General features: G+C 69.5%; 5 protein-coding genes. All 5 read right to left on the reverse strand.

Annotated elements, in window-relative coordinates; translation table 11 throughout:
• Window positions 1–9: 9 nt before the first annotated feature.
• The 5 genes from K7G61_RS02560 to K7G61_RS02580 all read right to left on the reverse strand — a co-directional run bounded on the left by K7G61_RS02560 (window position 10) and on the right by K7G61_RS02580 (window position 11,288).
• On the reverse strand, window positions 10–2,307 hold the full coding sequence (locus K7G61_RS02560) for a hypothetical protein (protein ID WP_225844917.1): 2,298 nt from the start codon (window positions 2,305–2,307) through the stop codon (window positions 10–12).
• Window positions 2,304–8,171, reverse strand: coding sequence for a DEAD/DEAH box helicase (locus tag K7G61_RS02565; RefSeq protein WP_225844918.1), 5,868 nt, complete (start codon window positions 8,169–8,171; stop codon window positions 2,304–2,306). Before K7G61_RS02565 ends, K7G61_RS02560 begins: the two co-directional genes overlap by 4 nt.
• Before the next feature lie 499 nt (window positions 8,172–8,670).
• Complete coding sequence (locus K7G61_RS36260) at window positions 8,671–10,209, reverse strand: hypothetical protein (RefSeq protein ID WP_263983811.1); 1,539 nt, start codon at window positions 10,207–10,209, stop codon at window positions 8,671–8,673.
• Window positions 10,206–10,601: a hypothetical protein gene (locus tag K7G61_RS02575; RefSeq protein ID WP_225844919.1), complete on the reverse strand. Its 396-nt coding sequence runs from the start codon at window positions 10,599–10,601 to the stop codon at window positions 10,206–10,208. The genes K7G61_RS36260 and K7G61_RS02575 overlap by 4 nt, the downstream gene beginning before the upstream one ends.
• Window positions 10,602–10,640: 39 nt before the next feature.
• Entirely contained in the window at window positions 10,641–11,288 is a 648-nt protein-coding gene (locus K7G61_RS02580) for a hypothetical protein (protein ID WP_225844920.1), read from the reverse strand.
• Window positions 11,289–11,297: the final 9 nt, after the last annotated feature.

An 11,297-nucleotide genomic window follows, 5' to 3' on the forward strand; every position in this document is an offset into this window, starting at 1 on the left:
CGGGAAGCGTCAGCGGCCTCGGGTGTGCGGGGTGACGAAGGTGTAGCCGGGCGGCAGTTCCCATCCGTCGGGCTTGCCGAGCCTGCGGCAGTGCTCCCGGAAGGCTGCGACCTGTGCCTCACCAGGCGATCCGTCTGCCCCGATGCGCCGCAGGTGGCCGGGCACGTAGTACAGCGAGACTGCGCGGCGTCGCCCGCTGGGCTCGGAAATACGGCGTGCGGACGGCGTGGGCACGGGGTCAGGGTGGTAGCCGACGAGCGGGATGTTCTGCTCGCCGGTGCGAGGCGGGAAGTGCGGATGCCCGTCGACGCCACGGCTTCCCACAGCCCGGAACAGCCTCCCGTCCACGAGGAGCTCGTCCACCGCGCCGTCCAGGGCCTCGGCCTGGGCCGGCTTGGGCGTCTTCCCGTACACGGCGATGGGCAGTGAGGAGCGGTCGAGCAGGGCATGCCGGTCAGGGGTCAGCAGCCCGCAGCGGCGTACAGCCCTCATCACCAGCTCGCGCGGGGCGAGGCCGGCCGCCGAATCACGGGTACGGTCGCTGCCGGGGGCGTCTTCTCGGAGGAGGACGGCGTCGTCGTATCGATGCTCGATGATCCGGTCATCCACGGTTACCGGAGTGTCGAGCGGGGTGGTCGTGGCACGGATGACGCGACCGCCGCGAGGCCATTGCAGGTGGAGTTCGAGCCCGGGGAAGAAGTCCAGTGGCCATTCGACATCGCTCAGGCGGCTGACGCCGTCGTTGAGTAGGACGGTGAGGTCCTGGACCGCCTCGTATTCCTCCAGCTCATAGCCGGGGTGCGCCAGCTCCAGACGTACGGTGCTGTTGTCGCAGCCGAGATATCGCAGCTCGTCGGCGACGACCGGCCGCAGTGGCAGGTAGCCTTCTACGAGGTGAGCGAGCCTCAGGGGGAGGCGCCAGGCGACTTCGCTGTCGCTGATGCGCAGGTCCTGAGATGGCCCGAGAGCTTCATCATCCTCAAGTGGCGTGTCCACCGGTTCGGCGATGAGTTCGATGCCCGGCCCGCTGCCCGCGGATGCGGCTTCGTCAGGCATTAGGGATTGAGCGGTTGCCAGCCAACCAAGCCGTGCAGGCGTCAGCGGATCGCGGTCGGTGTCAGCATCACCCGGGTGGTGCGACCGCCAAACCCCGCCGCCCTCGAAACCGTCGTCAAGACCGACCCGCGTGCCGTCCTCGAAGAGACCGCTCTCGCTCTCGCCGCGGATGATGTCGCCAATTGCCAGATTGGCGCGGCACACTGCCGCCGCGTATCCGACTCCGGTTAAGAGCGGCTCGGCACCGGAGAAGTGCCGCAGCCGGGGGCCGACGGCAGTGTAGGCGGTGGCCCCGCTCGACAGGGCGTAACGGCGCCGCCTCGCCATCGGCTTGGCCGCATGTTGGATGCCCAGGGCAAGGGCGTTCATGTCCCTGCCCCCGAGCGGCCCGTCGTCACGCCAGCAGGCGGCGAGGGCGTCACACGTCATCGCGTACTGTCCCCACATGCGCAGCACGTCGCTCGACGCGAGCGCGCGGGATACCACCTCGAACAACCGGGTTAGCGCACCGTGCAACGTCTCATCGTCCTGCCCGCGTGCCAGTTCTGCGATTGACACGGGCACGAAGGGGCTGAGGAGCTGCTTGCGCGCGGTGGTCAGCAGATAGGCGCTGTAAGCCGCTGTGTCGTCCAGCTCAGCTGCCTCGGGCGAGGAGTATTCAGCGTCGACCAGGACGTGCCCGCGGTGATCGACCCAGCGCTCGCGAGTACGCAGGCGGTTCAGCTGGTTGGCTCCCAGACTCAGCGCGGCGCCGAATGCCTGGCTGTCGGGGACGAGGAGTTCCCTTCGTACCGGCCGGTCATCAGGGCAAGGCTTTCCCGGTGCTTGTGCGCCCGCCGGAGCCCCGGACACCCAGCCTGGCACGTCTCCGAGGGAGTCGATGCGCGGGTGCCGGCCCTCCTTGTAGACGATCTCCGCGTACAACGGTTCTGAACCTGTGGTGATGTGCACCATGGCACCGACAGGCAGCGCGGGAACCCGCTCGCCAAGGGTGACCACGGGAAACTCGTCCGGGTCCAGCGGGCTTGCGCCGTAGCCCTCTCCCCCGAGGTCGAAGCCGAAATAAGCGGCGTTGAAGGCAACAGCGACATGTACTGGGGCGCGGCGGGCCGCGACGACGGCCTCGAGGTATCGGCGCAACCGGTGCAGATCCGCAGCAGGCACGGATTCGTAACCGTCGGCCATGGCCGGGGTCAGCAGGAGGTCCTGTCCGTACGGCTGCCGTATCTCTTGCCGTATCGGCGTGGTCATGGCCTTCCTCCTGCGTTCTGTGTCTGGTGCTGCGGCATCGCGGTCGGTCTGCGACTGGCGCGCCATCGGCCGTCGTCAGTGGGTACGATCGCCGCCGTCTCGGCCAGCCGGACCAGACTTTTCTCGACCTCGCCGAAGGGGAGGCCGGCGCGCCCGCCGAAATGGCGGCTGTCCCGGAGCGATCGCGACAGCGGGATCCACGTCCTGGTCGTCGGCTGGTACGACGCCTCGTCGCCACGCAAGGCGTGCCACAGGGTTCGCGGATGCATGCCACGTGGCGCCAGCCGGATGAGGCGGTACGCCTGACCGTCGAGGCGTCTGGCCCGCACCGCCTGATCAGCCCCGCCGCCTTCGCGGGGAGCAGCGGTCTCGAACGCCTCAGCGACGGCGGGGCGGCGCTCGCTCCTCGGCCAGTCCGGTGTGATCCAGCATGCGGAACATCGGCATCGTTCGTTGGTGCAGCAGTCTTCCGGCAGTTCCGATACTCCGAAGTAGTCCGCAAAGATGCGCTGGGCGCAGGTGGTCGTGTCCTCGAAGAAGTGTCGGAGCTGGGCGAGTTCGGTGGCCGTCCGTGCGGAGCGACGAGTGAGGCGTGCCAGGAAGCCGTCCGGCAGTTGCTCGTGGTTCACGACGAGTCCGGTGACCTGCTTGCGGCTGGGGGCGGCCGACACGTCGAGGAGTCCGCGATCGTGCAGATCAGCGAGGATCTCCCAAGTACCTGCGGGGCCGTCCGACAACTCTCGGTAACCCTCGACGCTTCCTGCGAGCCGGTAGTCGAGGGCGTCGACACGCAGCCGTCCGAGGCCCGGGGAAGCGAGGACGGCCTCAACGATGCGGTGCTCCTGGGAATCGTCGTGCCCTGGCGGGTCCTGCACGGCCTTGACCGCGCACAGCGGTGGGTAGTCGCCGAGATCGGTTACCGCGTCCAGGTCGGCCAAGACGCTGAAGGCGCGCATGACCCCGGTGCGGTAACGGTCCGCGGTGTGACTCTCGCGCAATTCGGCCTCGGTGAGGAACCCCGCTGCCGCGTCCTCGGTCATGAGTCGCTCAGCCACCGCCGTGGTGTCCAGACTTCCCGACGTGCCGAGCACCGCTCGCCCCATCCGGCGCAGCAGGGACAGGGGCAGGTCCTGCCCGGTCATGAACTGCACGGTCCGCAGGCCGCGGCTGGTCGCAAGCGCGAGAGCGGCGTTGACGGGCCACTCGTCCCGCATCTCCTGCCCGGCCGTGTCGCGGCCCGCCCTGCCGATCTGCTGGTACAGAGCGGCGAGGTCGGTCGGCGGTGACACACAGAAGACTGTCCGGATGTCGGGCCGGTTGACGCCGAGCCCGAAAGCGGATGTGGCCACTGTGACGACCGGGGCAAAGCCGTCGTCGCCCTGCCTGGGCGCATCCCGAAACTCCGTCATGACGGCCGACTTCTCCGCCTCGGTGAGCCGCCCGTGGAAACGCAGCACCCTCATGCCTGCGTCGCCCACATACTCACGCAGGTGGGCGTAAAGCGTATTGACCTCCTTGACGGTCAGGCAGTATAAGATCGCGTGCCCGTCGAGCGCGTCTACGACCCGCTCGGCAAGGCCGACTGCTCCGGCGACGCCCGGCTGATGCAATGAGCGCCGAAAAATCGCGAGTTCGGGTCGGATCGGGTTCTCTCGTATGGTGACGAGCCCGCCGCGGGCGTCCGTACGGGTCGACTCCGCATGCTCCGCCTCGGAACCAGCGCCGGGCGGCTCGGGCTCCACGCCGAACAGGTTCTCCCGCAATGCGGCGTGTACAGGGTGGCTCGCGGTGGCCGTGACGGCAGTGACCGGCAGCCCGTAATCGGCACGTAATTCGGCCAGGAACCGCCCCACGCGCTGCATGCTGGGCCGGAAGTCCTCCCACTGGGCCATAGTGTGCGCCTCGTCGACAGCGATGCGCGTGATCCGGCCCGCGGCGACGGCCTGCCGTACAAGTTCTCGGAAACGGCGCTGGCACAGCCGCTCCGGGCTGACGTACACCAGCCGGATACCGTGCTCGGCGCGGCCTTGAAGCTGGTCTGCAACCTCGGTCTTCCCGGCGCGGCTGCTGGATTCCCGCAGTGGTGAGATCAGGGCGCGTACGGCTCCGCCGATGGACCGGTTCAGTTCGAGTGCTTGGTCGTGCATGAGCGCGACGAGCGGGCTGATCACGATGGTCGTGCCGGGCAGGACGAGCGCGGGCAGCTGGAAGGTGAAACTCTTGCCGAATCCGGTGGGGAGCAGCGCCAGGACGTTGCGCCCTTCCGCCGCCGCAGCGATGACCTTCTCCTGAGCAGGCTTGAGGGGGAGGGGGTCGTCGGAGAGGTTGAGCAACCCTCCGATCGTCGCAGCGTGCTCTAGGACGACATCGGCCAGCCGCCCCTCCTTCCGCAGTCGCTCGATCTCATCCTGAGTAAGGGCGAGGTCGCGGATGCGACGGGTGTGCGCGAGCACGGTATGACATTCCAGGGCATCGTCCGTGCACAGTTCGGTGGCTCGGTCGGCGGGCAGAAGGCCCTCGCGGGCCAGAAACTCCCAGATGCGCCGCCAGCCGTCCGCCATGGACGTCACGTTTCCGCCGCCGACCTCCCCAGTGTCCGGATCCGGGCGAAGGAGAGCCTCGTCGAGGCTCCCCAGGAAGGCACGCCGGTAGGAGCTGCGCAGGCCCGTGTGGCCGCCGAGCTTGCGGTCGCTGATGACGACCACCCCGCGGTGCCGGTCGGAGCGAATCAGCCGGCCGACCGCCTGGCGCAGCTGAAGGGCGGCGAGCGGCAGGTAGTACGCCTCGGTCGCGGTACCATCCGGGTCAGGGTCCCCGGCCGCTTCTGCGCGGTTCCGTACGGCGGCACGGCGGGCCTCGATGACCGGTGCAGCGAAGGGCGCGAACGGCAACTTGTTGATCCACACCAGACGCAGCCGCTCCTCGTCGGCGACATCGACGCCCTGCCACAGCCCCTTCGTGCCCACCAGGAATCCGCCCCCGTGCTCCCGGTCGGTGAACTCGGCGACGGCACGGCCGTTGCCGAGGGCAAGCGCGTCGACAACAGGAACGGAGAGCGAACGGGAGCGCAGCTCCCGTTCCAGCAGGTCGCCGATCCCGGCGGCGGTGGCACGGGCAGTGGTCAGCACCATGGCACCCCCGTCGTGTCCTTTGCCATCGGGGCGCCGCCGCGTCATCTCTTCTGCATAACCTGCGAGTTGGTGGGCGACCGTATGCATGGCGCCCTTCTCCTGCTCCGCCCAGGACGGGAAGTCGGTCAAGCAAACGAGCTCCGCCTGCCGCGCCAGGTCGAACGGAGAAGGCAGCGCCAGGGTAGGCAGGTCTTCGGGGAGCCCGAGGCGGTCGCGAACGAACGTCCACTCACGGGCCACACGCAAGGTCGCGGAAACGTAGTGGGCGCGGGCGAATGACTGCAGATAGCGCTGCCATTCGGGGTCGGCGGGCAAGTCAATGGGGCTGGACGCAATACGGAACCGATAGGCGCGCAGGCCCGGTTCGGGCTCGCCGAGCTCTTCCAGGAACACCACCCGCGACGGCGCTGCAGGGCCCTCGGTGTCACCAAGGGGAAGCGCGGCATTCAGGTAGAGGTCGATGTCGCCGGTCAGACGGTCGAGGGATGCCGTAGCGTCGTCCGCGCGGCGAGCGATACGCAGGGCCCGTTCGCGCACAAGGATGTCGAGAGTCCCGGCGTGCTCGCTGGCATAACGGCCAAGGGCTGCGGCGATCGCTCGCACGGCCCGGGAGATTTGGGTGAGGAGCCGCTGGATACGTCGAGTCTCCTGGCTGCCCGACGTGCCGGCGTACGGGCTCGCCAGTACGGCTGTACGACTGCCGATGCGTACGCCGACGCCCCTCGCACGGGCGTCGAACGCGCGAGCTGCCAGGTACGGCAACCGCTCGTCGTCCAGCAAATCCTCCAAGGCGCCGACCGCGGACGCAGTCCGATCGCGGCCAACCGGTTCCCGAGCGTCAGCGAGCCATGCCCGGCACTCGGCAAGCAGGTCCTCCAGATCGCGATAGTCGACTGCGACCGTGAGAGCAGAGGTGGCGGCGTTCTCCAACTCGTGGGCCTCGTCGACCATCAGCAGGGTGTCGGGGCCGAGCGCGCGCAGGTCGTCGAGGTGAGAGAGAGCGAGCGCATGATTCGCCAGGACTAGACGGTGACCGGCGATGGCCTCCCGTACGGAGTCGGTGTGGGCGGCGAGCGGGAGGTCGGCGCCTGGCTGGTAATCGCCGTCCCGCTGCGAGAGCGCCTGGAGCCACAGTGGTAGTACCCGCCCCACGTAGTCGGAGAAGAACGGGGGCAGGTCGACGGGGTCGACGGACCGGGCGGTCCACGACTGCGGTGCCTCGGCGCAGGCGCGCAAACGCAGCAGCAGGTAGAAGGCGAGCTCGCGGAAGCGTGGCCGTTCCACGAAACGTGACCGGCGGCGTGCAGCGCCACGGACCCGGGTGGCCTCGGCGAGCATCGAGGTCAGCCCCGCCAACGACAGCCGGTTGGACTGGCCCTTGACCAGATCAGCTACGGCGAGCACTCCCGGCAGAGCGCGTTCGAGGTCCTTCAGGTCTCGGGCCATCTGGCTCTGGAGTTGCTTGGTAAAGGTAGCGATGACCGCGGTACGGTCCGGCGCGCCGGCCAGCCATTCGAGTGCGGCAGCGAGCACGGCATAGCTCTTGCCCGTACCGGTAGGTGCTTCCAGCAGTCCGGAGGTGCCGTCGCTGGTCCAAGTGTGGAGAGTCTCGGCCATGCGTTGCTGAGCAGGTCTGGGTTCAGACCGGGAACCGTGGACGGCGGCGGCAAGTCGGGTGGGATCGACTCTTCCATCGTCCCCCCGCAGTGAGCCCGGGACAGTGAGTGAGGACCGGCCACCGCCAGATCCGTTCGCTACGCGCCTTGGCAGATGTCCCCCGATCTCGGCACCAACGAGTTCCGCTACGCGCTGGTGATCCCACGTCTGGGCGGCGTGGCTCGCAGCTCCGGATATTTCGATCAGCAGCCGCCACCCAGGGGAATCGGTGCAAGCATCTGCTGCCAGTTGCGTCAGTTCACGCTGCCACCTGGCCACCTCGTTCGATGCCCGCTGCACTAGCCGGACCAACAGTTCGGCATCGTCGGGAGCGCGGTGGCCGTAGAGGTCCGCCATGTGGATACCCACGTCCTCGGCCAGTGCATGAAGCCGGTGAGAGCTCGCGGCGGGCCATATCACGTGCGCCAGATACAGGGCGTCGGCAAGATCACACTTGGCAAACGGGTCTGGGATACCAGCCCGCTCGGCCGCCTCGCGTACCAGCGGGAAGTCCAGCCCAGTGCCGTTGTATGCGACGACGACATCAGCGTCGGCTATGTATGCGGCGAATTCTGCCCATGCCTGACCAGGTTCCAGGCACTCGTCGACAAGCCGCTGTCGTACAGCCGCGTCCCGGATCTCGGCCTCGCCACATGCCGGCCGCACATAAGACTCCCAGTGCGGCACCAGCCCCTTCCACTCCACGTCCGTGCCGAACCGTCTGGCCGCGACCTGGTACACGTGCCGCTCCAGATACGGCTCGGCGGCCACCGTTCGTACGATGCTCTCCAGGTCGATTGCGACGGCCCGCAACCCGCGCCGTCCGGTACCCGACGGCTGTGCCGTGATCTGTTGTGCTTCCTGTGCGGCGGGGGAGACGAGCCGACCGTTCGCTTCTTGCAACAGGCCTGCAGCGACCGCCTGCGCGACCAGCTTCGTCAATCGCGCTTCTGGCAGGCCAGCGTGCCTGCTCCGCGCCACCGCAGCGATGTCAGCCCTAGCAATGCCTTCCGGCGCTTCACCCACCAACTCGACGATCTTGCGGACGGCTCCCGGAATCCGTGCTTCCCCACCCATGGCTCCCCTCCTCCGTCGTGCGGGTCTCCCCACCTCGCAGACGGTGATCACGGCAGGTTATTACCTGTTCCTCACCGAGGGATAGGTTTCGGACATATTTCCTGGCAATGACCCCATCTGACGGCGGCCGCCGCCACCGCCTACTCACCACGGGATCTCCCGCTGGCTGACGGTCGCGCCCTCTCGGCGAGCTCAACGCCCGTTGGCGTTCTCCGGCGCATCCGGTGTGGGCTCACAGTCATCGTCAGGGCTGACGGAGGTCTTGGGCGGGGCGTCAGGCGTCAGAGTTTCCGCCCACTCGTCCCCTGCTTTGCCGACATGAGCGCCGCCGAATCCAACCAGTCAGCTTAGGCGTCGAGTTCGCCAGGTCTTCGAGACCGCGTCCCCGCTGACCGAGACATTGGTGCAGTGCACGATGTCGCCTGAGTGGCAGCCAGTGTGGGGACCCTCACGAGCGGCAGTCATGGACCTCGACCTTATCGGGGGCCGCCCTTCACTCCTACAGCCGATGGTTCGCACCGCGATACGCCTTCATCTCCGTCATCGTGGTCCGCGGGGTCATCCGGGCTGTCCGTTGCCGAGGAGCGACCGCGTCAAGGCAGCCACGGGGCAGCGAGGAGTAGATCGTGCGCGCCGCTGCGGTCGACGTTGCGGCTGCCTCCGTGTATGCGGATGCAAGTGTTGCGAGCTGGGCGCGATCGATGGGGAACCAGCGGTAGCGGACGGGGTGGGTCGGCGGGCGGTAGGTCGCGTCGTCTGTCACCAGGCGGGGGGTGAGGGCGGACAGGAGTTGCGGGGCGCGGGTGGCCAGGGTGGCGGCTGCCGAGGGGATGGGGTGGAGGGCGGCAGTCAGACGGTCGGGGGCGCCCGCTGCGTCCAGGATCTCTTGCGGTGAGCGGGGGATGGCTGAACCCGGGTGTTCGGGGAGCCACTCGCCCGTGAAGAGCAGGCGGCCTACCCGTACGGCCAGGTGATGGGCTTCCGTTATTGCGGGGTGGGCCGGAGGGCGAGGGAGCGGGGTGGGGCGGCCGGAGTGGCCGTATTGGTAGGGCTTCGATGGGTGGGAGGGTAGCTCGGCTGCTCGTGGGTCGCCCAGATCGACGATCCTGCTCCACGCCTGCGCTGTGGACTGCCAGGCCTGAGCCGCTTCCCGCAGGGCGGCACTGGGTTCGCCGAGTTCCGGGCCGATCGTGTGGAGGAGGCGGCTGGCCAGCAGGTGGGCCAGGGCCAACGGGCGGGCGATTTGGGTCAGGTCGGAGCCAGACAGGGCCGGGGCGCTGTCCGAGTGGGCCGCGCGGTCGGCTCCCTGCTGGAGGCGCTGGGCACCTTCGGCGATGAGGCAAAGGAGTTCCGCCGGGGTCTCGTCCGGCCGCAATGCCGCCGGGGTGAGGGACGCGGCCGTCGGCAGGGTGGCCAGCGTCGACGGGGCGCCCCTGGTGGCTGCCCTGACGATCGCGGTCACCCGGTCAAGGGCTTGCGCCCCCTCGGCCACTCGCGGCTGTTCGGCCAGCACCTCTGGCGGGGCTGCGGCCATGATGCGGCGCACGGCGGTCGCGGTGTGTCGGGCCACCTCGCCCATACGGGCCAGGATGTACAGGTGGGCGCCGGGCGTGCCGGCGATGCGGCCGTACGAGGTCAGCGGGGCTCCGTCGGCGTCGAAGTGGGTGCGGACCACGTCACGGCCGAGGCGCAGCAAGCGGGCCGCGTCCGCGAAGGGCTCCGCGACCGGGTGGGGTTCCACGCGGCCGGTCCGGACGGCGACGGACGTACGCAGGCGGGCGTGTGCCGTACGGATCCGGTGCAGCGGCTCGCGGATCACCTCGGCGGTCGGGGTACCGGCCCAGGCGTGCATGCCACTCGTCGGTGGTGCGCCGGCGCGCGAGGCGATCCAGATACGGGCCTCCCTCAGCACCTCGCAGGCGCCGGCCAGCAGGGCGTGGTACTCGCCGACGCTCAGGCGGTTCGAGGCCAAGGTCTGCGGGATCCGCGCCAGCCGATTCACGGCCTCTCCGAGGAAGTCGTCGAGTTCCGCCGTCACTGCGGCTCCGACGCCATCGCGCGCAGGCAGCCCGCCGCGTCCCGCGCGTGCGTCGCCGCGGTGTGCAGGGCCACGACCTGCGACGGGTCCTGCGCGTCGCGAGCCGCCGCGTCGAGTACCGTCGCCGCCCGGTCGAGCGCCCGCGCCACCGCTTCCGCATCGGCCGCCTCCAGCGCCGCCGGACTCCCGCCCGCGGGCAGCGGCAGAAGGTCGCGCCCCGCCGCGCACGCGGCACCGGCAGCCAGCGCGGACGCGGCGTCCACCCCGTCCTGCCAGGCCACCTCATCCGCCAGCCGCAGTCCGAGGTCGAACACCTCCCAGCAGGCGGCCAGCCGTTCGTCCAGGTCAGCCGCTGTCAACTGCCGTTCCATGTCGACGAGGAGTGTCACCATGCCCTCCGGTACGTGAGTTTGATTTCGTGCAGATGTACGTCAGCGTGCGGCCGAGGGCGCCCTGTTCGGAGCGCGTCTGTCCACATCTGTGGAAAACCCGGCCTGTGGCGTGGCGCTTCGGCGGCGCGGGCGTCCCCGTAGTACCTGGCTCACCGCCGCCTGGGCTCCCGCAACCGCACGACCCTCGCGGATCCAGTCCTCCTGCGCGCGCTGGCGCGGGGAGAGCTGGGAACGGCGGTTGACCTCGCGCAGCAGCGCTCCCGCGTGGTGGCCGAGGCCCTGGACGCGGGACCGTACGCGCTCGGCCTGCTCGCGGTAGTACGCGGCGTCCGCCGCCGAAGCCTGCAGCGCCCGTTCGACCAGTTCAGGGGCCGCACCCGAGGCCCGCAACCGCTCTACGACGGGGCCGCCGCCGTCCGCCGCCACATCCCGGTAGTCACGTGCCCGGCCGGCGGCCCGGTCGGCCGCGGCCTGGGCATCACGCAGGTTACGGAAAGTCTGGACAAGTTCGGCGTCCAGCCGCTGCTCGGTCAGCGACGCCGCCGGGCCGCCTGCCGTGATCCGGTCACTGGCCCGGCTGCCTTCGGGCGGCGGGGCGGAGACGGCCGCGTTCCCGAGCGCCACGGCGGCTCGCCACTCGCGGCCAGGTCGGTGCGTCTCCGCCTGGGCGGCCATGGTCCGCAGCACGCCCGCCGC

The sequence above is a fragment of the Streptomyces sp. HPF1205 genome, from assembly GCF_020400825.1.
Taxonomy (GTDB): Bacteria; Actinomycetota; Actinomycetes; order Streptomycetales; family Streptomycetaceae; genus Actinacidiphila.

Bases quoted from the DNA above. Each gene is read 5' to 3' on its own strand.
- K7G61_RS02560 (WP_225844917.1), bottom strand. From the start codon at position 2,307: ATGACCACGCCGATACGGCAAGAGATACGGCAGCCGTACGGACAGGAC.
- K7G61_RS02565 (WP_225844918.1), bottom strand. From the start codon at position 8,171: ATGGGTGGGGAAGCACGGATTCCGGGAGCCGTCCGCAAGATCGTCGAG.
- K7G61_RS02575 (WP_225844919.1), bottom strand. From the start codon at position 10,601: ATGGTGACACTCCTCGTCGACATGGAACGGCAGTTGACAGCGGCTGAC.